25 protein-coding genes, 1 tRNA gene and 2 riboswitches are annotated in these 25,974 nt (G+C 66.2%); of the genes, 13 read left to right on the top strand and 13 right to left on the bottom strand.

What is annotated here, in order from left to right; translation table 11 throughout:
* Window positions 1-33 precede the first annotated feature (33 nt).
* A complete protein-coding gene (gene pcrA, locus AL755_RS04805) occupies window positions 34-2,580 on the bottom strand; it encodes a DNA helicase PcrA (RefSeq protein WP_445290504.1) in 2,547 nt (848 codons plus the stop codon).
* 75 nt (window positions 2,581-2,655) lie between these two features.
* Window positions 2,656-3,537: an inositol monophosphatase family protein gene (locus tag AL755_RS04800; RefSeq protein WP_054010028.1), complete on the bottom strand. Its 882-nt coding sequence runs from the start codon at window positions 3,535-3,537 to the stop codon at window positions 2,656-2,658.
* A 32-nt stretch (window positions 3,538-3,569) separates the two neighbouring features.
* Here AL755_RS04800 and AL755_RS04795 point away from each other — a divergent pair, with 32 nt between their 5' ends.
* The 5 genes from AL755_RS04795 to AL755_RS04775 all read left to right on the top strand — a co-directional run bounded on the left by AL755_RS04795 (window position 3,570) and on the right by AL755_RS04775 (window position 6,296).
* Complete coding sequence (locus AL755_RS04795; RefSeq protein WP_054010027.1) at window positions 3,570-4,202, top strand: hypothetical protein; 633 nt, start codon at window positions 3,570-3,572, stop codon at window positions 4,200-4,202.
* A 76-nt stretch (window positions 4,203-4,278) separates the two neighbouring features.
* Window positions 4,279-4,350: transfer RNA gene (locus AL755_RS04790), tRNA-Arg, on the top strand.
* Window positions 4,351-4,411: 61 nt separating this feature from the next.
* A complete protein-coding gene (gene rarD / locus AL755_RS04785) occupies window positions 4,412-5,299 on the top strand; it encodes an EamA family transporter RarD (protein WP_054010026.1) in 888 nt (295 codons plus the stop codon).
* Window positions 5,300-5,485: 186 nt separating this feature from the next.
* Entirely contained in the window at window positions 5,486-5,821 is a 336-nt protein-coding gene (locus AL755_RS04780) for a YnfA family protein (protein WP_054010025.1), read from the top strand.
* A gap of 73 nt (window positions 5,822-5,894) precedes the next feature.
* Entirely contained in the window at window positions 5,895-6,296 is a 402-nt protein-coding gene (locus tag AL755_RS04775) for an NUDIX hydrolase (protein ID WP_082368919.1), read from the top strand.
* Between the two features lie 81 nt (window positions 6,297-6,377).
* Here the strand turns inward: AL755_RS04775 and AL755_RS04770 are convergent, their stop codons facing one another.
* Window positions 6,378-8,270: an ABC transporter ATP-binding protein gene (locus AL755_RS04770; protein ID WP_054010023.1), complete on the bottom strand. Its 1,893-nt coding sequence runs from the start codon at window positions 8,268-8,270 to the stop codon at window positions 6,378-6,380.
* A 281-nt stretch (window positions 8,271-8,551) separates the two neighbouring features.
* Between AL755_RS04770 and AL755_RS04765 the strand changes: the two genes are divergently transcribed.
* From AL755_RS04765 to AL755_RS04755, 3 genes are read left to right on the top strand one after another with little or no spacing between them, the layout of a single operon-like run.
* Window positions 8,552-9,364, top strand: coding sequence for an amino acid ABC transporter substrate-binding protein (locus AL755_RS04765; RefSeq protein WP_054010022.1), 813 nt, complete (start codon window positions 8,552-8,554; stop codon window positions 9,362-9,364).
* A gap of 30 nt (window positions 9,365-9,394) precedes the next feature.
* Window positions 9,395-10,054, top strand: a complete 660-nt coding sequence (locus AL755_RS04760; RefSeq protein WP_054010021.1) for an amino acid ABC transporter permease — start codon at window positions 9,395-9,397, stop codon at window positions 10,052-10,054.
* Entirely contained in the window at window positions 10,041-10,850 is an 810-nt protein-coding gene (locus AL755_RS04755; RefSeq protein ID WP_054010020.1) for an amino acid ABC transporter ATP-binding protein, read from the top strand. Before AL755_RS04760 ends, AL755_RS04755 begins: the two co-directional genes overlap by 14 nt.
* Before the next feature lie 20 nt (window positions 10,851-10,870).
* Here AL755_RS04755 and fdhD read toward each other — a convergent pair whose 3' ends face one another.
* The gene (fdhD, locus tag AL755_RS04750) at window positions 10,871-11,704 is read right to left on the bottom strand and encodes a formate dehydrogenase accessory sulfurtransferase FdhD (RefSeq protein ID WP_054010019.1); all 834 of its coding nucleotides are present in this window, start codon (window positions 11,702-11,704) and stop codon (window positions 10,871-10,873) included.
* Between the two features lie 64 nt (window positions 11,705-11,768).
* Here fdhD and AL755_RS04745 point away from each other — a divergent pair, with 64 nt between their 5' ends.
* Window positions 11,769-14,096 carry an FdhF/YdeP family oxidoreductase gene (locus tag AL755_RS04745; RefSeq protein ID WP_054010018.1) on the top strand — a complete coding sequence of 776 codons (2,328 nt, stop codon included), beginning with the start codon at window positions 11,769-11,771 and terminating at the stop codon, window positions 14,094-14,096.
* A 107-nt stretch (window positions 14,097-14,203) separates the two neighbouring features.
* Here the strand turns inward: AL755_RS04745 and AL755_RS04740 are convergent, their stop codons facing one another.
* The 4 genes from AL755_RS04740 to mobA are packed head-to-tail and all read right to left on the bottom strand — an operon-like array spanning window position 14,204 to window position 17,299.
* A complete protein-coding gene (locus AL755_RS04740) occupies window positions 14,204-15,097 on the bottom strand; it encodes an alpha/beta hydrolase family protein (RefSeq protein WP_054010017.1) in 894 nt (297 codons plus the stop codon).
* Entirely contained in the window at window positions 15,088-16,314 is a 1,227-nt protein-coding gene (locus AL755_RS04735) for a molybdopterin molybdotransferase MoeA (RefSeq protein ID WP_054010016.1), read from the bottom strand. The genes AL755_RS04740 and AL755_RS04735 overlap by 10 nt, the downstream gene beginning before the upstream one ends.
* Before the next feature lie 4 nt (window positions 16,315-16,318).
* A complete protein-coding gene (locus AL755_RS23945; protein WP_054010015.1) occupies window positions 16,319-16,627 on the bottom strand; it encodes a DUF6457 domain-containing protein in 309 nt (102 codons plus the stop codon).
* 3 nt (window positions 16,628-16,630) lie between these two features.
* A complete protein-coding gene (gene mobA / locus AL755_RS04725) occupies window positions 16,631-17,299 on the bottom strand; it encodes a molybdenum cofactor guanylyltransferase (RefSeq protein WP_054010014.1) in 669 nt (222 codons plus the stop codon).
* A 181-nt stretch (window positions 17,300-17,480) separates the two neighbouring features.
* Here mobA and AL755_RS04720 point away from each other — a divergent pair, with 181 nt between their 5' ends.
* Together AL755_RS04720 and AL755_RS04715 are read left to right on the top strand one after the other, a co-directional pair.
* Window positions 17,481-18,119: a TetR/AcrR family transcriptional regulator gene (locus AL755_RS04720; protein WP_054010013.1), complete on the top strand. Its 639-nt coding sequence runs from the start codon at window positions 17,481-17,483 to the stop codon at window positions 18,117-18,119.
* A gap of 86 nt (window positions 18,120-18,205) precedes the next feature.
* A complete protein-coding gene (locus AL755_RS04715; RefSeq protein ID WP_082368917.1) occupies window positions 18,206-19,843 on the top strand; it encodes an MDR family MFS transporter in 1,638 nt (545 codons plus the stop codon).
* A 212-nt stretch (window positions 19,844-20,055) separates the two neighbouring features.
* On the opposite strand, the gene AL755_RS04710 is transcribed toward AL755_RS04715, so the two are convergent.
* The 3 genes from AL755_RS04710 to AL755_RS04700 form a co-directional block, all read right to left on the bottom strand.
* Window positions 20,056-20,877: an NlpC/P60 family protein gene (locus tag AL755_RS04710; protein ID WP_054010012.1), complete on the bottom strand. Its 822-nt coding sequence runs from the start codon at window positions 20,875-20,877 to the stop codon at window positions 20,056-20,058.
* Between the two features lie 3 nt (window positions 20,878-20,880).
* Window positions 20,881-21,092, bottom strand: a riboswitch (cyclic di-AMP (ydaO/yuaA leader).
* A gap of 134 nt (window positions 21,093-21,226) precedes the next feature.
* On the bottom strand, window positions 21,227-22,039 hold the full coding sequence (locus AL755_RS24275; RefSeq protein ID WP_054010011.1) for a M23 family metallopeptidase: 813 nt from the start codon (window positions 22,037-22,039) through the stop codon (window positions 21,227-21,229).
* Window positions 22,040-22,043: 4 nt separating this feature from the next.
* A riboswitch (cyclic di-AMP (ydaO/yuaA leader) is annotated at window positions 22,044-22,271 on the bottom strand.
* A 153-nt stretch (window positions 22,272-22,424) separates the two neighbouring features.
* Window positions 22,425-23,120, bottom strand: coding sequence for a metal-dependent transcriptional regulator (locus tag AL755_RS04700; protein WP_054010010.1), 696 nt, complete (start codon window positions 23,118-23,120; stop codon window positions 22,425-22,427).
* 243 nt (window positions 23,121-23,363) lie between these two features.
* On the opposite strand from AL755_RS04700, the gene serC reads away from it, so the two are divergent.
* Window positions 23,364-24,491: a phosphoserine transaminase gene (serC, locus tag AL755_RS04695; protein ID WP_054010009.1), complete on the top strand. Its 1,128-nt coding sequence runs from the start codon at window positions 23,364-23,366 to the stop codon at window positions 24,489-24,491.
* A 99-nt stretch (window positions 24,492-24,590) separates the two neighbouring features.
* Here the strand turns inward: serC and AL755_RS04690 are convergent, their stop codons facing one another.
* Entirely contained in the window at window positions 24,591-25,115 is a 525-nt protein-coding gene (locus AL755_RS04690) for a DUF3027 domain-containing protein (protein ID WP_054012865.1), read from the bottom strand.
* An 11-nt stretch (window positions 25,116-25,126) separates the two neighbouring features.
* Window positions 25,127-25,507, bottom strand: a complete 381-nt coding sequence (locus tag AL755_RS04685) for a cold-shock protein (protein WP_054010008.1) — start codon at window positions 25,505-25,507, stop codon at window positions 25,127-25,129.
* A gap of 202 nt (window positions 25,508-25,709) precedes the next feature.
* On the opposite strand from AL755_RS04685, the gene AL755_RS04680 reads away from it, so the two are divergent.
* Entirely contained in the window at window positions 25,710-25,949 is a 240-nt protein-coding gene (locus AL755_RS04680; protein ID WP_150117039.1) for a hypothetical protein, read from the top strand.
* The last annotated feature ends 25 nt before the right edge of the window (window positions 25,950-25,974 follow it).

Below are 25,974 nucleotides of genomic sequence, written 5' to 3'. Positions count from 1 at the left end.
CTGCCATGTGGGTAATCAATAATGGCCGGCCGGCTAGACCTCCGTTTTGGTCAGCGGCGCGTAACGCAACAGGAGGCGTTTCTCGCCAATCGGGAACTGCACCGTGGCCACGGTCTTGTCGCCCGCGCCCTGCACCGCCAGCACCGTCCCGTTACCGAAGGCCGTGTGGTTGACTTTATCGCCCACCCCCACGGAGATGACCTCCTTTTGCGGCTGCACCCGCCCAGCGGCGGTGCGCGCGGAGAGACTGGGCGGCAGGGTACCGGAGTCCCGTCCGCCCACGGCGCTGCCGGCTCCCCAGGACGATCCCGAGTAGCGGCTGCTGCCGAATCCACCGCCGGCCGGCGGCGCGATGCGGGAGGTTCCCTCACGTTTCCAGTCGATGAGTTCGGACGGGACCTCGTCCAGGAACTGGCTGGCGGGGTTGTATTGGCTCTGCCCCCACATGCTGCGAACCTCGGAGCGGGTCAGGTACAGCCGTTTGCGCGCCCGGGTCAGGCCCACATAGGCCAGGCGGCGTTCCTCGGCCAGTTCCTTGGGGTCGGTGGCGGAACGCGAGTGCGGGAACAATCCGTGCTCCATGCCCGTCAAGAACACCACGGGGAATTCCAGGCCCTTGGCCGTGTGCAGCGTCATCAGGGTCACCACACCCAGCCGCTGGGCCTCGGCAACGGCTGCGGCGGCGTCGGCCTCCGAACCGCCGGGCGCATCCGGGATCTGGTCGGCGTCGGCCACCAGCGATACCTGCTCAAGGAATTCGCCCAGCGTCCCTTCCGGATTGTCGCGTTCGTATTCACGTACGACGGCGACCAACTCGGCAAGGTTTTCCACCCGGGACTCATCCTGGGGGTCGCTGGAACTGCGCAGCGCCTCCAGGTAGCCGGTTTGTTCCAGCACGGCCTCAAGCGCCGTGGCGGGGCCGGAGCTTGCCGCGACCTCGCCGAGATCTCCCATCATTTTGGCGAAGGCGTTGACCGCATTCAGCGACCGGGACGCAATGCCGGGCGCGTCATCCGCCCGGGCCAGGGCTGCGGAGAAGGAAATCCTTTCGCGTTCGGCCAAGGCGGCCACGGCGCCCTCGGCCCGGTCGCCGATGCCGCGCTTGGGTTCATTGAGGATCCTGCGCAGGTTGACGTCGTCGTCCGGGTTCACCAGGGCGCGCAGGTAGGCCAGCGCGTCCTTGATTTCCTTGCGCTCGTAGAACCGGGTGCCGCCCACCACACGGTAGGGCAGGCCCACGCGGACCAGGATGTCCTCGATGGCGCGTGACTGGGCGTTGGTGCGGTAGAAGATCGCGACGTCGCCGGGGCGGAGGTCGGTCTCGTCCTGCAGCCGGTCGATCTCCGCGGCGATGAAGCGGGCTTCCTCATGTTCGGATTCGGCCACGTAGCCGATGATCTTTTCGCCGTCGCCCTCGGCCGTCCAGAGCCGTTTTTCGCGGCGGTTGGGGTTGCGGGAAATCACGGCGTTGGCGGCGCTGAGGATGTTCTGCGTGGAGCGGTAATTCTGTTCCAGCTTGATGGTCTCGGCGTTCGGGTAGTCCTTTTCGAACTCCGAGATGTTGCGGATGTCGGCGCCGCGGAACGCGTAAATGGACTGGTCGGAGTCGCCCACCACTGTCAGCTCGGCCGGTCCAATTCCGGTAGTCGAGGCCTCCTCGCCCACGATCTCGCGGACCAGCGCGTACTGGGCGTGGTTGGTGTCCTGGTATTCGTCCACCAGCACGTGCCGGAAGCGCCGGCGGTAGGATTCGGCCACGCCCGGGAAGGCCCGGAACATGTACACGACCTGGGCGATCAGGTCGTCGAAATCCATGGCGTTGGCCTGGCGCAGGCGCTGCGTGTAGCCCTTGTAGACCTCGGCGACGGCGGCGTCGAAGGGTTCGTTGAAGTTGGTGTTGAGCGAATTCTCGTCGTCGTCGATCAGCTCGTTCTTCAGCGCGGAGATCTTGTGCATGATCGCCTTGGGCGCAAACTTCTTCGGGTCCAGTTCCAGGTTCTTGGCCACCAGCGTGATCAGGCGCAGGGAGTCGGCGGAATCGTAGATCGAGAAGTTGGTGTTCAGCCCGATGACCTTGGCCTCGCGGCGCAGGATCCGCACGCAGGAGGAGTGGAACGTGGAAATCCACATGGTCTTCGCGGCATCGCCAATCAGAGCGCCGATGCGCTCGCGCATCTCGGCGGCGGCCTTGTTGGTGAACGTGATGGCCAGGATCTCCCCGGGGTGGGCTCGCCCGGTGGCCAGCAAGTAGGCGATCCGGTGGCTGAGCACGCGGGTCTTGCCCGAGCCTGCGCCGGCCACGATCAACAGCGGCGAACCGGCATGGACGACTGCCTCCTCCTGCTGCGGGTTCATGCCCTCCAGCAGGGTCGCCGGGCTCGGCCAGCGGCTGCCGGCGCCGGGAGCCGCGCCATAGCCGGCATCGAAACCGGGGCCGGGCTCCGGCGTGGTGAATTCCGGGTCGCCAAATTCGGGCGCGTCGGCTCCGGGATCGTCGTGATCGGCGGGCTGCCAGGCGGGAAGTCCCGCTCCGTTGCGTGCGGCGGCTTTGGGCTTATTGGCGTAAGGGTCAAACAACATGTCCATGGTGCCATCAAGTCTAAAGGGACTCCCTGACAAGGACCGGCGAACCCACGCCGATTGTGGAAAACGGGGCTACGGTTCCCGGGTTTCCAGCCCGCCCGATTCCAGCGCCGCGGCGAGGGCTGCCACCGCCCGGGCCGGCCCCGCCACAAACCAGTCCAGCCCGTTGACCCGCACGACGCCGGTGTCCCCGCCCGCCGCCCGCACTATCCCTTTTCCGGGGAGCCAGTCCCAGGCCGGTGCGCTGTGTTGGAACCACACACCCAGCTCCCCCTGCGCCACCCGGCCGAGGTCGCACGATCCGGAGCCGAGCATGCGCAGGGTTGCCGGGAGCTGCGCGGCGCGTTGCCAGGGCGTGCCGGCGTTGGGGTCGGCGAGCCACTTGGGGTGGATGTACGTGCCGGCGGACAGCTGCCCCACATGGTCGCGGGAGTCGACGTGAATGGGGCGACCGTTGAGGGTTGACGGCTGCAGGGTGCCGCCCAGCCACAGCTTGTCCTCCTGCGGCTGGTAGACGGCGCCGAGCAGCACCTCGGCGTCGCTGAAGCCGCTGGCCCCCTCCATTCGCGGAGCAGTCTGCGGGACGGTTTCCGAGGCGGACGTTTCCGTCAGCGCCAGCGCGGAGCACCAGTAGGTGGATCCGCTGAAGAAGTTGTAGGTGCCGTCCACGGGGTCAACCACCCAGCTGCGCCCGGACGTTCCGAGGAACCCGGCGCCCTCTTCGCCCAGGATCGAGTCGTCGGACCGGCACCGGCGCAACTGCTCGAACACGTAGCTTTCGGCGGCCAGGTCCGCGGCCGTGACGACGTCGGAGACGTTGGACTTTTCCGTTGCGGTGTCCTGCAGTGAGCGCAGCCCGCGTTCCCGCATGGCGAGGGCCAGCCGTCCGGCGTGGCGCACCAGGGCCGCGGCAAGGTCGGCGTCGTTGAGGCGGGGGTCAAGGGTCTCGGCCATGTACCCACCCTAATCTGGGCGATAATGGTTCCATGGCTAAAACTCCCGCCCAACGGGCGGCAAAACATGGCGAGCATGCCACACCCGCAAGCTCCGCCGTCGTCAATCCCAGCATCCAGCGGACCCCGGCGAAGGCCCAGGGCAACCCCAACCTGATCCTGATTGCCGGCTCGGTGGCGAGCTTGTTCCTGTTTTGGTACTTCCACGTGCTGACGCTGATTCAGATGACGGATCTCTCCGGTGGGCTGGCCATGCCCGATTCCATGGTCTTCGGCTTTGGCACCGCCCACGTTGAGGCGTTGCGCGCGGCCATGAACGCCGACGCCTTCGGGCAGCTGCAGTTCGTGCACAAGACGGCCGGCGCCCTGTGCCCGCTGGTGTTTGCCCTCACCGCCATGATGATGATTGCCGTCAACGTGGCAAAGAGGTCGTTGCGCCGGCTGCTGTGGGCCGTGCCGGTCCTGTTCGTCCTGGTCCAGCTGGGCGCCAACATCGCCATCGACTCCATGCTGTCGGCCAAGACGCTCGACGCCGGCACCGTCACCCTGGCCTCGACGCTTGTGGTTGCGTCGTGGATCCTGCTGGTGGCATCCTTGGCGGCGCTGGGCGTGGCGTTGTTCGTGGGCCGCAAATCCAAGATCGCCAAGGCCGCCGCGGCCGCCTAATATTGACCGTTCCGCCCGGCCGGCGGTGCGAACTGATTTTTTCCTTGATAACCAGTTCCGCTAGGCTGGGTGACGCGCCTCTGTAGTCCAATGGATAAGACAGCCCTCTCCTAAAGGGCTAATCCGGGTTCGATCCCCGGCGGGGGCACTTTTTATATCCGGGAACGCCGGCCTTCCTTTTTCGAGCGACCCGGAGCAAAGGCCAGTTCATGAGCACTCGCAACGCCAGCCGCGGGGTGGCGGTTTCCGTCACGGCGTCGGCCCTGTTCGCCGTCATCTTCCTGCTGGCCGGGACACTCCACGGGTGGGGCGCCGAGGAAATCTTCGGCTGGCGGATTGTGCTGACCCTGGCCACCCTGGCCGTGGTGTTGCCGCTGGCGCCGTGGGGCCGGGCCGAGGTTCGCGCCCTGGCCGGCAAGATCCGCAACCGTCCCGTTCTGGTGCTGCCGGGCATTTTCGCTGCCGGCCTGGTGGGCGTGCAGCTGTGGCTGTTCATGTGGGCGCCCCTGCACGGCATGGCCCTCTCCGTCTCCTTCGGCTATTTCCTGCTTCCGCTGTCCATGGTGTTGGCCGGGCGGCTGTTCTTCCGGGACAAGCTGAGCCCGCTGCGGAAACTGGCGGTCGCGGCCGCCGCGATCGGCGTGCTGCACGCCGCCCTGGCCGGCGGCCTGGACTGGCCCACGCTGCTGGTGTGCCTGGGCTATCCGGTGTATTTTGTGCTGCGCCGCAAGACCGGTTTCGACACCCTGGGCGCCTTCGCCGCCGAACTGCTGGTGCTGCTGCCGGCGGGTTTGTGTTTCATTGCCGCGGGCCCGCACGGTGTGGCGGGCGTGACGCCAGGCGTCGATGCCGTCAGCGTTGCCGCAATAGGCATTCTGGGCGGGGTCGCCATGTTGCTGTACCTGCTGGCGAGCAAATGGCTGCCGTTGTCCCTGTTCGGCCTCCTCGGCTACGTTGAACCGGTGCTGTTGGTGGGCGTCTCGGTGTTGCTCGGCGAGACCCTGGGCTGGGCTGCACTGCTCACCTACGGGCCCATCCTGCTGGCCCTGGTGTTCCTTGCCCTGGACAGCCGACGCCGAACCCCTCGCCTCCCCTGACCCGCCCCTCGACGCGGTATCACCTTTGGCGGGTTTCCCACCGACGCCGTATCACTTTTGGCCGGTTTCCCACCGACGCGGTATCACTTTTGGGGAACGAGGTTGGGGAGCGGTCGGGTGGGGCCACGACCGCGAGGGGCCCCGACCGAGGAACGAGGTTGGGGAGCGGTCGGGGAAGATGGACCCATGACCATTGCCAAAACCATCGCCCTCTTCGTCCTTGCCGCCGTGGCCGAAATTGGCGGTGCCTGGCTGGTGTGGCAGGCCGTGCGCGAGGACAAGTCGTGGTGGTGGGCGGGTCTCGGCGTCGTCGCACTGGGCGCTTACGGATTCATTGCCGCCCTGCAGCCGGACGCCAATTTTGGCCGCGTTTTGGCAGCATATGGCGGAGTTTTCATTGCCGGATCCCTGGTGTGGGCCATGATCTTCGACAAGTTCACCCCGGACCGCTGGGATGTCATCGGTGCTTTGATCTGCCTGTCCGGGGTCTCGGTCATCATGTTCGCTCCACGCCCCGCCTGAATCGAACGGGCCTTTAACGACAATCCGGGCGCGGAACTTCGTCATCTGCTCCCCGTTCCGCGAGAATGGCAGCGTGAAGAATGTTCTGAAAGTCTCGGCAGTTTGTGTTTACGATCCGGCCGGGCGGCTGCTCACGGTCCGCAAGTCAGGTACCGGCAAGTTCATGCACCCCGGCGGCAAGCCGGAGCTCGGGGAAAGTGCGGCCGAGGCCGGATCACGGGAGTTGGCCGAGGAAATCGGCATCCGGGTGGACCCGGCAACCCTTGAACTTATGGGCGTTTGGACCGGGAAGGCCGCCAACGAATCCAACACCGACATCGAGGCCACGGTCTTTACGGCTCCGGGCACCTGGACGAATGTGGAGCCGGCCGCCGAAATCGCCGAACTGCGCTGGCTGGATCTCGCGGCAGCGGACGACTTCGACGACTTCGCGCCCCTCCTGACCGAGTTCGTGCTGCCCCGCCTCACCGCCTAGACATCTGTGTTGCACTTATTGGACGCGGAAGGCGGTTTCCCTCCGTTTTTCGTCCAATAAGTGCAACACAGACGCCGGAGGTCAGTTGTCCTCGGCATCCGCCACGGCGGCAACGGCCTGGGCGAACTGGGTGTCGTGCAGTTCGGCGTAGCGCCCGGCCCCGGCAATGAGCTCGTCGTGCGTGCCGGCCTCCACGATGTTTCCGCCCTCCACCACCAGGATGGAGTCTGCGGAGCGGATCGTGGAGAGCCTGTGCGCCACCACCAGGGCGGTGCGGCCTTCAAGCGCCTCGCCGAGGGCGGCCTGCACGGCGGCCTCGTTCGTGGAGTCAAGGGCCGCCGTCGCCTCATCGAGGATCACCACGGCCGGCTGCACCAGCAGCAGCCGGGCAATGGTCAGGCGCTGGCGTTCACCACCGGAGAGCCGGTAGCCGCGCTCCCCCACCACGGTGTCCAGGCCGTCGGGCAGTGCCTTGGCGAAGTCCTCCAGACGGGCCCGGTGCAGCACGTCCCAGATTTGTTCGTCCGTCGCGTCGGGCTTGGCCAGGCGCAGGTTGGAGCGGATGGTCTCGTGGAACAGGTGCCCGTCCTGGGTGACCATGCCGACGCCGGCACGCAACCCGTCAAAGGACAAATCGCGCACGTCGACGCCGCCAATGCGCACGGTGCCGGAGTCGACGTCGTACAGGCGGGAAAGCAGTTGGGCGATGGTCGACTTGCCCGCACCGGAGGAGCCCACCAGGGCAATGGTCTGGCCGGGCTCGGCGCGGAAGGAAATGCCGTGCAGCACCTCGTCGCCACCGCGGGTGTCCAGCACGGCCACGTCCTCCAGCGACGCCAGCGAGACCTTGTCCGCGGACGGGTAGGCGAAGCGGACATCGGAGAACTCCACGCTCAACGGCCCCGCCGGCACGGTCACGGCGTCGGGCTTTTCGGTGATGAGCGGCTTCAGGTCCAGGATTTCAAACACCCGGTCAAAGCTGACCAGCGCGCTCATGACATCCACGCGGGCATTGGCCAGGGCCGTGAGCGGGGCGTAAAGGCGGGTCAGCAGCAGGGCCAGCACGACGACGTCGCCCGCGTTAAGCGTCCCGCCAATGGCCAGCGTGCCGCCCAGTCCGTACACAAGGGCCAGCGCCAGCGATGAGACAAGCATCAGGGCGGTGAAGAACACGAATTGCATGATGGCGGTGCGGACGCCGATGTCGCGGACCCGGCTGGCGCGGGAGGCGAACTCGCGGGATTCCTCGGCGGGGCGGCCAAACAGCTTCACGAGGGTGGCGCCGGGGGCGGAGAACCGCTCGGTCATCTGCGTGCTCATGTCGGCGTTCAGGTCCGCCGCCTCGCGCCGGAGCCCGGCCAGGCGGCGGCCAAAGCGGCGTGCGGGCATCAGGAAGATGGGCAGCAGCACCAGCGCCAGCAGGGTCACCAGCCAGGAGGTGTTGAGCATGACGATCAGGGTCAGGATCAGCTGGACCGAGTTGGACACAATGCCCGAAAGCGTGCCGGAGAAGGCCTGCTGGGCGCCAATGACGTCGTTGTTGAGCCGGCTGACAAGGGCACCGGTGCGGGTTCGGGTGAAGAACGCGATGGGCATGCGCTGGACGTGGTCAAAGACGGCCGTGCGCAGGTCGAGGATCACGCCCTCGCCCAGGTTCGCCGAAATCCAGCGGATCACCAAGGACAGCCCGGCGTCGAGCACGGCCACCAGGGCGATGAGCAGGGCAAGCCTGACCACCACGTCCACGGCACTCTTGGCCACGATGGCGTCCACCACCTGGCCGGCCAGTACCGGAGTGGCCACGGCGAGGGCTGCGGAAACCACGGACAGGACCACAAACACCAGCAGCTTGCGGCTGTAGGGCTTGGCAAAGACGATGGTGCGGCGCAGCGTGTCCTTGGAGATGCCGCTGCTGCTCTTGTCGGATCGCATGGTGCTCCAAAGTGAGCTCCATGCGGCGCCTTCCATGCTCATGCGTGTGTTCCTTTTAATTGAGTTGGGGCAAGCTACCAGCTTAAGCCTCCGGGGGCCCGGAAAGATTCCCCTCCGGCGGGGACCGCAACGAACACCACCCCAAGTCCATAGTTAATTGACGCCCGTGAGTCAAATCACGTTCTTCACAATTGCGTAACATGCGGAAATATTGGCTCCTGCTTTCGTGTTGCACGGTGGTAGCGTCCACTCATGGGCGGCCCGCGGCCCACCACGAACGCGGGCATCGCAAACAGCTTTTCAATGACTAAGGATTACCCCACATGAACCGTCGTACTTTTGGATTTGTTGGCATGCTCGCAGCGGCGTCGATCGCCCTCGCTGCCTGCGGCGGCACCTCCGGCGGTTCAAGTGCGCCGGCCGGTCCCGACACCTCGCTGAGCAGCGTCAAGTCCGCCGGTGAAATCGTGTTCGCCACCGAGGGCACCTACAAGCCGTTCACCTACCACGCCAACGGCGCCGGCGCGCTGACCGGCTACGACGTCGACGTCGCCGAGGCGGTCGCGGCCAAGCTCGGCGTGAAGGCCAAGTTCCAGGAAACCCAGTTCGACTCCATCTTCGCCGGCCTGGAGGCCAAGCGGTTCGACGCCGTCGCCAACCAGGTCACGATCAACGCCGCACGCCAGGCCAAGTACGACCTCTCGACGCCGTACACGGTGTCCCAGGGCGTCATCATCACCAAGGACGACAACTCCTCCATCAAGTCCTTTGACGACCTGAAGGGCAAGACCACCGCCCAGTCGCTGACCAGCAACTGGTACACCCTGGCCACCCAGAGCGGCGCCAACGTGCAAAACGTCGAGGGTTGGGCGCAGTCGGTGTCGCTGCTCAAGGACGGCCGCGTGGACGCCATCGTCAATGACAAGCTGACGTTCCTGGACTACCAGGTCAGCAACCCGAACTCCGGGCTGAAGATTGCGGCCACCACCAAGGATTCCTCCGACTCCGCGTTTGCGTTCCGCAAGGGCTCCACCGCCCTGACGTCCGCCGTCGACTCCGCCCTCGCCTCGCTGGAGAAGGACGGTACGCTGGCGAAGTTGAGCAAAAAGTACTTCGGCGAGGACGTGTCCAAGTAGCGGCCGGCCCGCGGACGCTAGAGTTCACCCATGGACGCTAACTTGTTTTGGAGTTCCCTCGGGCCGCTCCTCCTGGGAGCCGTAAAGGGAACCATCCCGCTCGCCCTGGCATCCTTTGCCCTGGGCCTGGTGGTGGCCCTGTTGGTGGCCATGATGCGCATCAGCTCCAACAAGCTGGCCAACGGGGTGGGCCGCATCTACATCTCGATCATCCGCGGCACGCCCCTGCTGGTGCAGTTGTTCGTGATCTTCTATGGCCTGCCGGCCGTGGGCGTGATGATCAACCCCTGGCCCAGCGCCATCATCGCGTTTTCGCTGAACGTGGGCGGCTACGCTGCGGAAATCATCCGCGCCGCGATCCTTTCCGTGCCCCGGGGCCAGTGGGAGGCCGGGCACATGATCGGCATGTCGCGCGGGCAAACGTTGTTGCGGATCATCCTGCCGCAGGCCGCCCGGGTGTCCGTGCCGCCGTTGTCCAACACGTTCATCTCGCTCGTGAAGGACACCTCGCTGGCGTCGCTGATCCTGGTCACGGAAATGTTCCGGGTGGCCCAACAGGTGGCCGCATTCAGCCAGGAGTTCATGCTCCTCTACCTTGAGGCCGCCCTGATCTACTGGGTCATCTGCCTGGTGCTCTCCACCGCACAGTCGCAACTGGAAAAGAGGCTGGACCGCTATGTCGCCCACTGAACCCGTCCTGCAGGTCCGCGGCCTGAGCAAGTCGTTCGGCGCCAACACCGTGCTGCGCGGAATCGACCTCGACGTGCCCCGGGGCAAGGTGGTGGCCCTGATCGGCCCGTCCGGCTCGGGAAAGACCACCATCCTGCGCTCGCTCAACGGCCTGGAGACGCCCGACGGCGGAACCGTCACCGTGAGTGCGGGTGCCGGCCCGGCGGGTGGCGCCGGCGTCGGCGGGCCTGCAACGGCCCTGACCGTCGACTTTGCCGGGAAGGTCAGTCCCAAGGAGGTCGCGGCCCTGCGCGACCGCAGCGCCATGGTGTTCCAGCACTACAACCTTTTCCCGCACATGACGGTGCTGCAAAACGTGATCGAGGGGCCCGTCCAGGTGCAAAAGCGCCCGCGCGCCGAAGTCGTGGCGGAGGCCGAATCCCTGCTGGCCAGGGTGGGCCTGTTGGAGAAGAAGGACGCGTACCCGTTTGAGCTTTCCGGCGGGCAGCAGCAGCGGGTGGGCATTGTGCGCGCCCTGGCACTGAGGCCCCAACTGCTGCTTTTCGACGAGCCCACCTCGGCCCTTGACCCCGAGCTCGTGGACGACGTCCTGGCCGTGATCAAGGAACTCGCCGACGAGGGCTGGACCATGGTGATCGTGACCCATGAACTCGCCTTCGCCCGGCAGACGGCCGACGAAGTGGTGTTCATGGACGGCGGCGTGGTGGTGGAACGCGGGCCGGCAAGCCAGGTCCTGCGGGCCCCCAAGGAGGAACGCACGGCTCAGTTCGTACGCCGCCTGCTGCACGAAATCTAAGCGAAAGGCGGCAGCCGTGCTCAGGCCACGCGCTCCGCGTGCGTGTAGACGTTCATGGTGTTGCCGCGGCTGAAGCCCACGAGGGTCACGCCCGTCGACTCGGCCAGTTCCACGGCCAGCGACGACGGCGCGCTCACGGCCGCGAGGATCGGCACCCCCGCCATCGCGGCCTTTTGCACGAGCTCGAACGAGGCCCGCCCGGACACCTGCAGGATCGTGTTGGCCAGCGGCAGCTGCTTGTCCCGGAACGCCGCACCGATGACCTTGTCCACGGCATTGTGCCGGCCCACGTCCTCGCGCAGGATCAGCAGCTCACCGTCCGCGGCAAAGAGGCCCGCGGCGTGCACGCCACCGGTCTTTTCAAAGAGTTTTTGCTGGTCCCGGAGGGCATCCGGCAGCCCGGCCAGGACGGCGGCCGGCACCAGCGGGCCATCCACGGGCGAGCCCATGCCAAAGTGCGAGGACTTGTGCACGGCGTCAATGGACGCGGTGCCGCAAATGCCGCAGGCGCTCGAGGTGAGCACGTGGCGTTGGGCCGATTCGGGCGGCATCACCACGTCGGGGCGCAGCTGCGCCTCCACCACGTTGAAGGTCTGGCGGCCGTTTTCATCCTCGCCGGCACAGAACCGCAGCGAGATCAGCTGCTCCGCCTCAAACACAATCCCCTCGGACACCAGGAACCCCGCCACCAGGTCAAAGTCGTCCCCCGGGGTGCGCATGGTGACGGTGAAGGACTCGTGGCCCAGCCGGATCTCCAGGGGCTCCTCCACGGCAAGGGCCTCCTCGCGCAGCACGCGGCGGCCCGCGGCCACGTCGATCCTGGTGGCCTTGACCCGCTGAATCAGTCGTCCCATGCAATCCTCCAAATATGTTCCCGTCTATGATCAGACTAGATCCTCAACGGCGAAGGGACCCATCATGGCCGGCAAAGCGCCCCAAGAAAACATTGACGAGCACCACCTCACGGTGGGCCGTGTGAAAAAGGTGGCCGTGGGCATTCCCGGCATCATGCACACCATGGAGGTCTCGCTGAACCAGATGGGGGCGTTGCGCACGGCCCAAACCCTGCTCAAGGTCAACCAAAAGGACGGCTTCGACTGCCCCGGCTGCGCCTGGCCCGAGGGCGATAAGCGCCACGCGGCCGAATTTTGTGAAAACGGTGCCAAGGCCGTGGCCGAGGAAGCCACCAAAAGGCGCGTGCCGCCGTCGTTCTTCGCCGAACACTCGGTCCACGAGCTGCGCGACTGGGACGACTTCCGGCTGGGCCAGCAGGGCCGGCTGACCGATCCGATGTTCCTGGCCGCAGGCAGCGACCACTACGTGCCGGTCTCCTGGGAGCGGGCGCTGGGGCTGCTCGCCGACGAACTCAAGGCCCTCGACGACCCCAATGAAGCCATCTTTTACACCTCCGGGCGCACGTCCAATGAGGCGGCATTCCTGTACCAGCTCATGGTGCGCGGGTTGGGCACCAACAACCTGCCGGATTGCTCCAACATGTGCCACGAATCATCCGGCTCGGCGCTGACGGAGACCATCGGCATCGGCAAGGGCTCGGTGTCGCTGGAGGACATGTACAAGGCCGAGCTGATCATCATCGCCGGCCAAAACCCGGGCACCAACCATCCGCGCATGCTCAGCGCCCTGGAGAAGGCCAAGAAAAACGGCGCCGTCATCGTTGCCGTCAACCCGCTGCCCGAGGCCGGGCTGATGCGCTTTGAAAACCCGCAGACCGTGCGCGGGCTGGTGGGTGGCGGCACCCCCCTGGCCGACGACTTCCTGCAGATCAAGCTCGGCGGCGACCAGGCATTGTTCCAGGGACTCGGCAAGTTCCTGCTCGAGGAACAGCGACGCCCCGGCTCCTCCCGCGAAGGGCGCGTGTTCGACACGGCGTTCATCGAGGCGCACACCGCCGGCCTGGGCGAATACCTGAAGGAGCTGGAGACGGTCAGCTGGGACGAGATCGTCACGGCCAGTGGCCTGTCCGAAGCCCAAATCCGGGCCACCGGGCAGAGGCTGCTCGCGTCCAAGGCCACGGTGGTCTGTTGGGCCATGGGCCTGACCCAGCACAAGCACTCCGTGGCCACCTTGAAGGACGTGGTCAACGTGCTGCTCCTGCAGGGAAACATCGGCAAGCCCGGCGCCGGAGTCTGCCCCGTCCGCGGCCACTCCAATGTGCAGGGCGACCGCACCATGGGCATCTTCGAGCGCATGCCGGCCGCATTCCACGACGCCTTGGACCGCGAGTTCGCCTTCGCCTCCCCGCGCGCCCACGGCTACGACACTGTGGCCGCCATCGAGGCCATGCGCGATCGCAAGGCCCGGGTCTTCATGGGCCTCGGCGGAAACTTCGTGCGCGCCACCCCCGATTCGAACGTCACGGAGGCGGCGTTGGGCGGCATGGCGCTGACCGTGCAAATCTCCACGAAACTCAACAAATCGCACCTCATCACGGGCCGCCAGGCGTTGATCCTGCCCACCCTGGGCCGCACCGAACGCGACACCCAGTCCGGCGGCGAACAGCGCGTCACGGTGGAGGACTCCATGAGCGCCGTCCACGCCTCGCGGGGCCGCCTCACCCCGGCGTCGGGCTCCCTGTTGTCCGAGGTCGCCATCATCTGCCGGCTCGCCGCATTGCTGTTCACCAACGACGACGGCGGCACCCGGGCCGGTGCGCCCGCCGTGGACTGGATGGCGCTGGCTGCGGACTATTCGCGCATCCGCAGCCACATTGCCGCCGTCGTGCCCGGTTTTGCGGACTTCGAGGCAAAGATCGACCGGCCCGGCGGCTTCATCCTGCCGCACGGGCCCCGCGATTCGCGCTCCTTCGCCACGGATTCGGGCAAGGCGCAGTTCACGGCCAACACCCTGGAGTACCCGAAGGTCCCGGCCGGGCGGCTGCTGTTGCAGACCTTGCGCTCCCACGACCAGTACAACACCACCATCTACGGCAAGGACGACCGCTACCGCGGCATCAAGGGCGGGCGCCGCGTGGTGTTCGTCAACCAGGCCGATCTGGATTCGTTCGGGCTGGCCGACGGCGCCATGGTGGACCTCGTCTCCGAATGGAAGGACGGCGTGGACCGCCGCGCCTCCGACTTCCGCGTCGTGGCCTACTCCACGCCCGTGGGCTGCGCCGCCGCCTACTACCCCGAAACCAACGTCTTGGTGCCCCTGGACTCCAAGGCCGATGTCTCCGGCACGCCCACCTCGAAGTCCGTCGTCATCCGGTTGGAGCCCGTCGCGTAGCGTCAAGGCGTTGAGAGCCCAGATAATCCCCCTCGGCATCGTTGAGAGCCCAGATAATCCCGGGGATTATCTGGGCTCTCAACGATGCCGCGGGGTGATGTGGGCCCTCAACGATCGGGCCAGGTGCCGTCGCGGAGCCAGGCCAGGCTCTGCTCCCAGAAGGTGTGGCGGAAGCGGCTGTGGAACAGGGCAAAATGGCCCAGCGACGTTTCGCCGTACTGTTCGGGGCGAAGCCGGAGAATGCGGGACTTGCTGTTGGGTGTGTAACGGAGCGCCCGCTCCATGGCGGCCGGGGTGGCGTAGGAATCGTCGGTGGGTGCCACGGCCAGGATCGGCGCCGTCACGGCATGCTGGCGGGCCCGCAGCTCGGCAAGGACGTCGCCCGTGGCAGCCGCGGTGAAGTCCTTCCGGCTCCGGGCCCAGTCAAGGGCCACGCCGCGCGGCAGATCCTCCATGACGCCGAGCCTCTCGCACGGGAAATAACCAAACAATGCCACCAGCGGGACGGAGACAAGGCACCGCCCCCAATGGCCCAGCTGGTGCCTGAACCGCAGATCGCGCCAGTAGGCGTGTTGCGCGCCCACCGTCAGGATCCGCGACACCCCGGCCGCATTCCCCGCGAGTCCGACGCCGAAACCGCCATAGCTGTGCCCCACGAAGTGCACCGGGCGTCCGTCCGCGTGTTCCAGGGCCCAGGCGAGGACGGCGTCGATGTCCAGCCTGCCCCAGTCGTACCAGCGCATCTGCTGGCCGCGCAGCGAACCTCCCCGCGATGCCCCGATGCCCCGGTAGTCGAAGGTGATCGCGGCATAGCCGTTGGCCGCCAGGAACGCCGCATACCGGCTGTAATAGCCGGCCTTGACGGCGGTGGCGCTGGCGATCACCACGGTGCCACGCCGCGCCACCCCGTCCGGCACGGCAAACAACTGCCCGTGCAGCACTCTCCCGTCGGTGCACTTAAAGGCCAGGGGTGCCGGTGCGGCGGCCCCGCTCACGTCCACGGCAGGGCGATCGCCGTCAGGCTCTCCCCCATCTTGGCCCCGTGCGGCGGGACCACCATGACGCCGTCGGCCGCGGCAAGCCCGCGCATCATGGCCGAGTCGGTGAAGGAGCATGGGGATGCCAGCCCGTAGACAAGGCGGTAGGGCATGAGCCGTGTGGGGCCGGGGTATTCCTTGATGGGCGAGCCGCAGGCCACCTCGAAGGTGCCGGGCATGGGCCGGCTCCCCAGCCTGGCCAGCAGCGGCGCCGCCACGGTGAGTAGCGCAATCATGGCCGCGAGCGGGTTCCCCGGCAGGCCCACCAGGAAACGGCCGTCGGGCAGTTCGGCCAGCAGGGTGGGGTGGCCGGGGCGCATGGCGATGCTGCCGATGTGCAGCGTGCCGCCCATCTCGGCGATGGCCGAGCGCAGATGGTCGGCGCTGGAGCGTCCCGTGCCGCCCGTGGTGATGACGACGTCGGCCGGGTCATGTTCGGTGTCGGCGAGGGCGGCCAGCAACTCCTCCAAAGTGTCGGCCGCCCGCTGCACGCCGGTGACGGACCCGCCCAACAGCTCCACCACTCCGCCCAGCTGTGGGGAGAACGCGTCCCGCACCAGGCCGGCGGCGGGAATGCCGGCGGAAACCACCTCGTCCCCCGTCAGCACCAGTTTCACGGCGGGTTTGCCCAGCACCGTGACCTCATCCAGTCCACCCAGGGCGGCCAGGGCCAGATGTGCCGGATTCAGCGTGGTCCCGGCCTTGACCAGCACTTCCCCGGTGGCGGCCTCCTCGGCCGCGGGCCTGATGTGCTGGCCGTTCTTCGGTTCACCCGGGCGGGCCGCACCGCCGCGCACCAAAACCGGCAGGCCGTCGTCGTCCGTTGAAAGCGTGCCCGACTCGCTGCGCAGCACAGCCTTGGCTCCGGCGGGAATGGTGCCCCCGGTTACGATCGGCACGGCCTGGCCGGCGGTGAGTCGGCGCCCGGGCTCGGCCAGGATCCACGGCGGGCTCCCGGCCACGGCCCACCCGTCCATGGCGGAGGACGCATAGTGCGGCATGTCGTGGCGGGCCAGGACGTCGGCGCCCAGTTTCCGTCCGGCGGCCTGCGCCAGCGGTACTTCGTGCGCTGGCAGCGGCTCGGCCACCCCATAGGCCAGCGCCCGGGCCTCCTCCCACGTGTGGGGCAGTGCCCTGATGGGTTCGGCCTGCTCGGAGGGGGCCTCGGGCGCGGATTCCATGGGCCTACTCGGCCTGTTCGCCGGCGGCGCGCGGGGCGGACTCCGCAACGGCTTCGGCCGCGGCCAGCTTCTTGGCCATGCCCAGGGCGGCCGCCATGGCCGCGCTTTCGCTCGCCTGCCCGGAGCCTGCGGCCAGCCCGGCGGCGAGGCCCGCCACGAACGTGGTCAGGGGCGCCGCGGGGCGCACGATTGAATGGGCCGCCACGCCGGCCAGGTTCAGCACGGCGTGCGCGTCCACCTCAATGTCCGCTATTTCAAAGGCCGTCATGAGCTTGTGCAGCCATGCCTGTAGTACTTCGTCCTGGTTGTCCATTCCTCAGCCCTCCCCCGGCATGGCAATTCCCGCCAGCCGGGCGTCGTCCCACGTGTCAATGTCCGCCGTCGACCCCTGGGGGACGGCGCAATCCTTGGTGTTCACCCTAGCAAGCAGCGAGAAAACGGAGGCGTTGTGAAGCCGGTGCGCCGCCCGTGCCGCCGCCACCGCCTCCCGGAGCGGAGCCAAGGGGTAGATGGCGGCCAGCGGCTGGCTGCGTCCGCGATCGACCGCCATGACGCCCTCACCGGTCCCGCCTTCGGCCGGCGCGTTTTCAGCCGGCGCGGCCTCGTCCAGCGCAGCCAGTAGCGCCTGCGCCGTCTCGCCGACCCGTGGCATGTCGCACGCCAGGACCAGCACGTGGCCGTCGGTTCCGCCGAGCGCCGCAAGCCCGGCGGCAATCCCGGCTGCGGGCCCCGCAAAGGGCGGATCCTCCTGGACGGCCAGCACGCCATCCGGAGCAGGCCCCAGCCACGCCGCGATGCTCTCGGTAGGCCCGACGACGGCGATGCGCACGTCCCGCTCCTGCCCACACTCTTCGTCGGGCCAGGTCGCCGCCTGGGCCGCCCGCACGGTCCGGGCCAGCAGGGTCTCACCCCCGACGGTCAGGCCCGCCTTGGGGACCCCGCCCAGGCGCGTCGAGCGCCCGCCGCACAGAATGACCGCCCGCATGGGATTCCTTTCGCCGGCCGCATTGTTGCTCCATGCTAGCGGGCGGTTGGCAGGCTCCCGCATCACGCAAAAAGATAATTATGCATTCACTGCATATTTTCAGGAACTGCAAATATACTGGTTAGGTTCCGCGGCGATGCGCCGGGACCAGCTACACGCAAGGGCGGGGGAAGAAGGGGGCATGACCACCACGGAGGAGACCGAGTCACTGCGGTCCAGGAAGCGCAAGGCCACACAATCGGCCATTCGCCTGGCGGCAATCGAACTGGGGCTTGAACACGGCTACGAAAATGTCACGGTGGACATGATCTGTGAGGCCAGCATGGTTTCGCAGCGCACCTTCTTCAACTACTTCGGGTCCAAGGAAGGCGTCTACATCACCACCGCGAAGTCGATGCCCACCCCCGAACAGGTTGAGGCATTCGTGCGGGGGTCCGGGCCCAGCGTCTTCGCCGACCTCTTTAGCGTGGTCGCCGAGACAGTGGTGGACGGCGACACCGACCTTGAGGCGTTCCGGGCACGGCACCAGCTCATCCACCAATCCCCCGAGCTGCTGAATCGGGAAAAAGCCCGCATCAGCGAAACGGAAGACGTGTTTGTCGGCTACGTCATGGCCCGTTACCACTACCGGGGACGCAACGAAGTTGACACCCCGGATCTGGAGGACGAGGCCCGCATGGTGGTGGCCCTCGTATCGGGGGCCATGCGCTACGCCATGCAAAAGTGGGCCGCCGGCAACTTCACCGCCACCCGGGAGGACCTGGTCCGCTCCGCCTCCGACCTGATCCAGCGCATCACCGTCAACGAACACTGGCCGTAACGGCCGCCGTCGGCCCCGGCCGCCGCACGCACCACCCCTCACACTTTCTCTCGATGCTTAACACGTCACACGCATAGGAATTCACCATGGCAACAACCACCCAAACCGAGCATGCGCCGGCCCGGACCGATAAACGCAGCATCCTGCTGTTGTTTGCCGGGCTGATGCTGACCATGCTGCTTGCTTCACTTGACCAGACCATCTTCAGCACGGCCCTGCCCACCATTGTTGGCGAACTCCACGGCGTGAACGAGATGCTGTGGGTCATCACCATTTACATCCTCGCCTCGACCATCATGTTGCCCATCTATGGCAAGATGGGCGACCTGATGGGCCGCAAGCCCCTGTTCATCGGCGCCATCTCCATCTTCATCCTTGGCTCCATCGTGGGCGGCTTCGCCCAGGACATGACCTGGCTGATCATCGGCCGCGGCGTGCAGGGCTTGGGTGGCGGCGGTCTGATGCTGCTCTCGCAGGCCATCATCGCCGACGTCGTCCCGGCCAGGGAGCGCGGCCGCTACATGGGCGTCATGGGCGGCGTGTTCGCACTGTCCTCCGTGGCCGGCCCGCTGCTGGGTGGCTGGTTCACCGACGGGATCGGCTGGCGCTGGGGCCTGTGGATGAACATTCCGCTGGGCATCCTGGCCATCATCTCCGCCGTGTTCTTCCTCAAACTGCCCAAGCGCCCCCGCGTGCCCGGCCGTGTTGACGTCGCCGGCATGGCCCTGCTGGGCATCACCTCCACCCTGTTGGTGCTGGTGAGCACCTGGGGCGGCACCAAGTATGACTGGAATTCCCCCACCATCATCGGCATGGCCGTCGGCACCATTGCCGCCGCCGTTCTGTTTGTTTGGGTGGAGAGCCGGGCCGAGCACCCCATCATGTCGCTGCACCTGTTCAAGGACCGCAACTTCAACCTGACGACGGCGGCCGCCCTGATCACCGGTATCGCCATGTTCGGCACACTCGCCTACCTGCCCACCTATCTGCAGATGGTCACGGGCGCCAACGCCACCCAGGCAGGGCTGCTCATGATCCCGATGATGGCGGGACTGCTCATCACCTCGATCGGCTCCGGGCAACTGGTCAGCCGCACCGGCCGCTACAAGTGGCTGCCCATCACGGGCATGTTCATTGTTGCCGGCGCACTGGTGCTGCTGTCCTCCATGACACCGGCCATGCCGGTGTGGGTCATCTGCGCCTACCTGGCCATCATGGGCATCGGGCTTGGCATGAGCATGCAGATCCTGGTGCTGATCGTCCAAAACCAGTTCCCGAACTCCCAGGTGGGCATGGCCACGGCCTCCAGCAACTACTTTCGCCAGATCGGAGCCTCGCTGGGCTCCGCCGTCGTCGGAAGCCTCTTTGCCACGAGGCTGGCGAACCTGCTCATCGAGCGCATGAACGGCTCCGGGTCCGGCGGCTCCGGCGGAATCAACTCGCTGACCCCCGAGATCGTGCGGAACCTGCCCGCGGGAGTGCGCAATGTGGTGATTGGCGCCTATAACGACGCGCTGACCCCGATCTTCATCTACATGGTGCCGCTGCTGATCGTGGCCGGGATCCTGTTGCTGTTCGTGAAGGAGATCCCGCTCGCGACCACGATTGACCGGACCAGCTCAAAGACCGCCAACGCCACCGAGACGCACGGACCGGCCGTTGAAGAGACCGTTGTTGCCACGGCGACCGCGGCAGGCGGCGGAACTCCCCCGGCCCAGCCGTAGCCTCATCAGTCCAGCCGCGCTTGCGGCCTGGCCGCCAACGCGGCCGGGCTGCGGGCGCGGCTTTTCTGTGTCCGCGACCGGTTCGCAAGGAGGCTAGTCCCCCAGCAATCCGGCCTGCGTGCCGAGGGCAGCTATCAGGGAGCTGTGCGGATTCCTTAAAAAGCAAGGGACCCCATCCGAGGATGGGGTCCCTTTGCGTGAAGACTTGTTACTTAGTGGCCCATGGCGATGAAGACCGGGCCGGAGCCTACGTTGACCGAGTAGACAACGGTGCTTCCGAGGAAGCCGCCGTGGACAGCCTGGCCGTTGCCGATGTAAACAGCGATGTGGGCCATGCCCATGCCGCCGTCGGCGTAGTAGATGAGGTCGCCGGGCTGTGCTTCAGCCTGGGAAACCGTGCGGCCGAGGGCCAGGTAGCCTGCCGGCCAGCCGTGGAAGTTGATGCCGGCCGCAGCCAGGGAGTTGGTGGCCAGCATGGTGCAGTCCTGTGCGACACCGAGCTGGGCCAGGGCGGCAGCTGCGATGGTGGCACCAATGCCGCTCTTGGCAACAGGCTTTGCAGCCTCTGCCGGAGCTTCGGTGGTGGTCACGGTGGGGGCTGCAGCCGGTGCTGCAACCTCGGCGGCCGGAGCCACGTCGGCGGCGGGTGCTGCCACTGCCTCTGCTGCGGGTGCTTCCTGTGCAACCTCGTTGCTCTGGGCTGCTACGACGGGAGCCTCAACAACAGGAGCCGGCGTAGAGGAGACAACGGGGCTGGCGAAGGAGATCTTCACCGTTGATGCTGCCGTCACTGCGGAGGCGAGCTCCGAATTCAGGCTCAGCGTGGTGCCACCGTCGGAGGCGCGCTCCACGGTGGGGGTAGCTGCATTTGCTGCAATTCCTGAGGTAAGTACGAGCCCTGAGGCTGCTGCAATAACAGCGGCTTGACGACCGACACCACCGACGTTGGAGCTGACGGCTTTCGTGATGACGGAGATCGGGCTGGTCTTAGCGACTTCGGCGCGGTGGCGCCCAAGAGCGGTATTTGAAGACAAGAAGGATCCTCTCCCAAAGCCTGCGAGGTAAGCTGTCGGATTCGGATGGGAGTCACCCGGCCGCTTGGCGCATCCTCAAGTGGAAAGAATGTTCTCTTCCCACGAAGGCGCTTCTGCGACTTCACCCCTAGGACTTCTGAAAACGAAGCCCGAATATTGGTTCCCCCGCCCCTGCCAGACGATTGATACGAACGGACCATGGGCGGTGGCAGAGCTAGGCAATCCACTCATGGGCGCCCTCTTGATTCGAAGTTGGCGCGATTACGACGGTACAACAGATTTTCCCCAATGTCACGTTCAGGTCACGGTCAGGTGGTCACTCCGTGACCTAAACGACCCTGTGGAGGAATTAAAGCCAACCCATCGGATCGACGGTCTCGTCGTCGACAATTACCTCGAAGTGCAGGTGGCAGCCGGTGGAGGCTCCCGTGGTGCCACTGAGGGCCACTTGCTGGCCGCGCTCGATCTTCTGACCAACCTTCACGCCAATGGAGCTGAGGTGGTTGTAGGAGGTGGAGAGGCCGTTGCCATGGGAAATGACAACCCGGTTTCCGCCGCCATATTCATGCCAGCCGGCGAACGTCACGGTGCCACCGGCGGCCGCAAAGACGGCCGTTGAGCACGCAATGGCATAGTCCTGGCCGGTGTGCATCTCGCCCGCTGAGCCGGTGAGCGGGTTGATCCGCTGGCCGAACGGGGAGGACTTGACGAGGGTCTTCAGGGGGGCCGACAGCGTGCCCTTGGCTGCCTGTGGCGTGACCTTGGCGGCGGTGACCTTCAGGGTTTCCTTCAGCTGGCCGTCGGGATTCAAGACGCTGGCGACATTTGGCGTCACAAAGGAAATCGGCACATCGGCGGCCGCGGTGACAACGGATTCCGTCGCGGACACGGTCTTCATCTCAACATTGGCTACCGGGACGCTCACTGCTGAGGGTACGGTCACGGCCAGTGCAAGACCCGTGGCGGCCAGGGCGATGCCTACTTTTTGCCCGGCACCGTTGGCCAGACCGGCCCGCACCAGCCCGGCGATGGCGCCCTGGGATTCGGTGCCTGCACGCTCGGCAGCCAGGGCCTCACGGCGGCTTCCTGATGCGGTGGAAAGTTCGGGGGAAGAAAGGGGCGCGGTCGCTCGACGGCGGCCGTGCTGCTTAACCTCGGACACTAATTACCTCTCTGTTGGACACCTGCGGAGTTAGCTGTCGGATTCGGATCAGAGAGTGTTTCATTTGATCCGGCCCGGTCCGCGGCACACGTCTGTCCAAGGCACAGTCGCAGGGACTGCGTCGCAAAGGATTTCGAGTGCCGGCCAACCAGGCTTCACCCCAAGACGAATAGGAAATTCGCCGGTTGTGGTTCCCCCGTCCTTGCCTGATGTATTTCAGCCCAACGTCCGGAGGCAAGGCTCAGTGCCGGAGGTTGGTAACGCTTTGGTTACAGCGTCAGCTTGTTACTATACGGTAAATTTCGTGCCCGTGATAATTCCGTTACATTTCACACATGTCTCCGGCGCACGCCAAAGGCACGGTGGAGCCCATGGTTTTTGCTTTTTAGTTCATGGAGACAAACACGTGGGATGCAACCTCGGGCGGCAATTCCAGCGCCCCGTCGATCCCGGGCACCCGGACGGAAATGTACTCGCCCACCTGGGCCAGGGAAATCCTTGCCCCGGGGCGCAAACCGCCCTCGTCCAGCTGGGTCAACAGCTCCGGTTCCACCTGGATGCGCTCGGAAAGCCGGTGGATGGTGACCGACTGCTCGGGTGAATACGTGGCCATGGCATCGACGAGGGTCACCAGGCCCGCGGCGAAGAGCGGCGCAACGTCCCCGCCCAGCTCCTCCAGCCCCGGAATCGGGTTGCCGTAGGGGGATTCGTCGGGACGGCCCAGCAGTTCATAGAGGCGTTGTTCAACGCGCTCGCTCATCACATGCTCCCAGCGGCACGCCTCCTCATGGACGTAGGCCCAGTCCAGGCCGATCACGTCGGAGAGGAGCCTTTCGGCCAGGCGGTGCTTGCGCATGACGCGGGTGGCTTTGTCGCGGCCGGCGGGAGTCAGTTCCAGGTGGCGGTCGCCGGAAACGATCACCAGGCCGTCGCGTTCCATGCGCCCGATGGTCTGTGAGACGGTGGGGCCGGAGTGGTGGAGGCGTTCGGCGATGCGCGCCCGCAGGGCGGTGATGTTCTCTTCCTCCAACTCCAGAATGGTTCGCAAATACATTTCCGTCGTGTCGATCAAATCTGTCACGTCAGATTCCTCCTTATATAGAGCGAGATTCCGGGCAGGGGCTTGTTGTCTCTACGTTATCGCGCTTAATACAAGGGAAGAAAACGGCCCTTTGTTCCCGCGCGCGTTTCCGGGCGGCCGCGGCCCGGCGGCGATTGTTTCAGCATGCGGCCCACATTTCGGGATGCATGCGGTCCTACGGCAGAATTGGCAACATCCAATGACGCCGTAAAACTTCCATCGTACTAACTTTTGGAGCACCTCGTGAGCGAATCACTGCCTCTCACCATCCCCGCCAACCTGCGCCCGGCCGACGGCCGTTTTGGCGCAGGCCCGTCCAAGGTCCGCCCGGAGCAGATTGCGGCGTTGTCTGCCGCCGGTGCATCCTTGCTGGGAACATCCCACCGCCAGGCTCCCGTGAAGAACCTTGTCGGTGAGGTCCGCAGCGGCCTGATGGACTTCTTCAACGCCCCGGACGGCTATGAGGTCATCATGGGCGTTGGCGGCTCCACTGCGTTCTGGGATGTTGCCTCGTTCGGGCTGGTCGAGAAGAAGGCCCAGCACCTGTCGTTTGGCGAGTTTGGCTCAAAGTTTGCCTCGGCCACCAACAACGCCCCGTTCCTGGATGCCTCCTCGATCATCAAGGCCGAGCCTGGCACGCGCCCGGTGGCTGTCGCCGAGGCCGGCGTCGACGTGTACGCGTGGCCGCAGAATGAGACGTCCACCGGTGTGGCTGCACCGGTCAAGCGTGTTGCCGGGGCCGACGACGGCGCCCTGGTGGTCATTGACGCCACCTCCGCCGCCGGTGGCCTGCACGTGGACGTCAGTGAATCGGACGTCTACTACTTCGCTCCTCAAAAGAACTTCGCCTCCGACGGCGGCCTGTGGCTTGGCCTGTTCTCCCCCGCAGCCCTGGAGCGGGCAGCCCGCATTGCCGCGACGGACCGCTGGGTGCCCGACTTCCTGAACCTGAAGACGGCGATCGACAACTCTCTGGTCAACCAGACGTACAACACGCCCGCGCTCTCCACCCTGGTGACGCTGAACGAACAGCTCAGCTGGCTCAACTCCAACGGCGGCCTCGACTTTGCCTCCAAGCGCACCGCCGATTCCGCCGGCCGCCTGTACTCCTGGGCCGAGGCCTCCTCCGTCGCCACCCCGTTCGTGGTGAACCCCGAGGACCGCTCCAACGTGATCGTCACGATCGACTTTGACGAGTCGGTGGACGCCGCCGCGGTGGCCAAGGTGCTGCGCGCCAACGGCATCGTCGACACCGAGCCCTACCGCAAGCTGGGCCGCAACCAGCTGCGCGTGGCCACGTTCGTCGCGATCGAGCCTGACGACGTCACCGCGCTGACCAAGTGCATCGACTACGTGGTGGAAAACCTCTAGCCGATCCCACCCACAACGTTGAGAGCCCAGATAATCACCATGATTATCTGGGCTCTCAACGTTTGGGGATGTGTCCCCGCGAAACACCGGGGAGCGAGGTCAGTCCTCGGCGGGCTCGGAGTCAGTCTCCGAGGCGTCGTCGTCGTCGTCGTGACCGGGCTCCTCGTGATCCTCGTCGTCGTGTTCCGGCTCGTCGTGATGCTCGGGCTCGACGGGTTCATCGGGCGTGGCGTCTTCGGGGCGGACGCGCTCGGCCCACGGCACCCACGGCGGGGCCAGCACGGAGTCGTTGGTGGGCAGCATGCCGACCTCGTTGACCGTGACGTCCTTGGACCGGGACACCCGGGTCACCGTGGCGAACCACTGCCAGCCGACGTAGCCGGGCAGCAGGCATTCAAAGAGATGCGTGACCACCCTGACGCCTTCGCTGCGGGCCGCGACGTGCTTGCCAATGTTGTCATTGGCGGCAATCTCCCGGACGGCGGCGCGTGCGGTGGAGACGGCGTCGGCCAGGAAGGCGTCGGGCTTGCCCACCCGCCACACGGGCACGCCCGGGCGCGGCTCGGGCGCCGAAGCGGCGGCCTCTACCGTGGTGGTGGCGGATTCAGTGGGAAGTTCGGTCATGGTGGGCACCGTTACGCGTCGAAGTTGTCGGCAACCTTGCGCAACGCGGCGGCAATCTTGCTCGCGTCACCTTCAGGGTATTTGCCGTTGGTCAGGGATCCTACGGAACGCTCAAGCAGGGACACGAGGTCCTGGACGATCGGGGCAAGGTCACGGGCGGGCATCCGCTTGGCCTTGGCCACGGACGGGCTGCGGTCAAGGACCTTTGCGGCCATGGCCTGGGCGCCCTTGCGGCCGTCAGCCACACCAAACTCCATGCGCATCCCGGGCTTGATCTCACCGGCATCGGGGGCCAGGGCGTTGGCGCGCAGGAAGACTTCCCGGCCGTCGTCGGCCGTCAGGATGCCGAAGCCTTTTTCGTTGTCGTACCACTTCACTTTGCCGATCGGCACTTGCTTTACCTCTTATATTTCATCTGTGGGGAATCACGACTGACACCTGCGCGGAGTTTTCGCGGTACCTCCAGGGCTGTGAAATGTGCAGCTGGTACGTAACAGGGGTCAAGGCGTGCTGGTCTACTAGCTTCTAGATTACCGCCTTGGGCGTTGCGTCTGCGGCTTTGTCACTCTACCGTCCGCTGTTAGCGTTATGTTCATGAGCCCCCTGAACACAACGCCGCGCTCCGACAGCCGCGGCTGGCAGGTCTTCAACGTGGCCGCCCTGATCATCGCCCTTGGATCGCTGGCGTCGCTGCTGGCCGTCCTGTTGGTCGCGTGGGGCGGGCGCGAAGCCTGGGCCGGGTACAACTTCATTGCCGAGATCGGCCTGCCCGTGGCCTTTGTCATGATGGGCATCAGCATCGTGCACATGGTTGCCCGCCGGCGCCGGCTCTAAGCATGCCCGTCACGGCCCAATCCTG

Origin of the sequence: Arthrobacter sp. ERGS1:01 (assembly GCF_001281315.1) — a bacterium.
Lineage (GTDB): Bacteria > Actinomycetota > Actinomycetes > Actinomycetales > Micrococcaceae > Specibacter.
The sequence above is the reverse complement of the archived record's forward strand: the minus strand, read 5'-3'. Positions and strand labels throughout refer to the sequence as shown.

Excerpts from the sequence above, each read along its gene's own strand:
- pcrA (WP_445290504.1), bottom strand. The coding sequence starts at position 2,580 with ATGTTGTTTGACCCTTACGCCAATAAGCCCAAAGCCGCCGCACGCAAC.
- AL755_RS04800 (WP_054010028.1), bottom strand. The coding sequence starts at position 3,537 with ATGGCCGAGACCCTTGACCCCCGCCTCAACGACGCCGACCTTGCCGCG.
- AL755_RS04795 (WP_054010027.1), top strand. The coding sequence starts at position 3,570 with ATGGCTAAAACTCCCGCCCAACGGGCGGCAAAACATGGCGAGCATGCC.
- rarD (WP_054010026.1), top strand. The coding sequence starts at position 4,412 with ATGAGCACTCGCAACGCCAGCCGCGGGGTGGCGGTTTCCGTCACGGCG.
- AL755_RS04780 (WP_054010025.1), top strand. The coding sequence starts at position 5,486 with ATGACCATTGCCAAAACCATCGCCCTCTTCGTCCTTGCCGCCGTGGCC.
- AL755_RS04770 (WP_054010023.1), bottom strand. The coding sequence starts at position 8,270 with ATGAGCATGGAAGGCGCCGCATGGAGCTCACTTTGGAGCACCATGCGA.
- AL755_RS04765 (WP_054010022.1), top strand. The coding sequence starts at position 8,552 with ATGAACCGTCGTACTTTTGGATTTGTTGGCATGCTCGCAGCGGCGTCG.
- AL755_RS04760 (WP_054010021.1), top strand. The coding sequence starts at position 9,395 with ATGGACGCTAACTTGTTTTGGAGTTCCCTCGGGCCGCTCCTCCTGGGA.
- AL755_RS04755 (WP_054010020.1), top strand. The coding sequence starts at position 10,041 with ATGTCGCCCACTGAACCCGTCCTGCAGGTCCGCGGCCTGAGCAAGTCG.
- fdhD (WP_054010019.1), bottom strand. The coding sequence starts at position 11,704 with ATGGGACGACTGATTCAGCGGGTCAAGGCCACCAGGATCGACGTGGCC.
- AL755_RS04745 (WP_054010018.1), top strand. The coding sequence starts at position 11,769 with ATGGCCGGCAAAGCGCCCCAAGAAAACATTGACGAGCACCACCTCACG.
- AL755_RS04735 (WP_054010016.1), bottom strand. The coding sequence starts at position 16,314 with ATGGAATCCGCGCCCGAGGCCCCCTCCGAGCAGGCCGAACCCATCAGG.
- AL755_RS23945 (WP_054010015.1), bottom strand. The coding sequence starts at position 16,627 with ATGGACAACCAGGACGAAGTACTACAGGCATGGCTGCACAAGCTCATG.
- mobA (WP_054010014.1), bottom strand. The coding sequence starts at position 17,299 with ATGCGGGCGGTCATTCTGTGCGGCGGGCGCTCGACGCGCCTGGGCGGG.
- AL755_RS04720 (WP_054010013.1), top strand. The coding sequence starts at position 17,481 with ATGACCACCACGGAGGAGACCGAGTCACTGCGGTCCAGGAAGCGCAAG.
- AL755_RS04715 (WP_082368917.1), top strand. The coding sequence starts at position 18,206 with ATGGCAACAACCACCCAAACCGAGCATGCGCCGGCCCGGACCGATAAA.
- AL755_RS04690 (WP_054012865.1), bottom strand. The coding sequence starts at position 25,115 with ATGACCGAACTTCCCACTGAATCCGCCACCACCACGGTAGAGGCCGCC.
- AL755_RS04680 (WP_150117039.1), top strand. The coding sequence starts at position 25,710 with ATGAGCCCCCTGAACACAACGCCGCGCTCCGACAGCCGCGGCTGGCAG.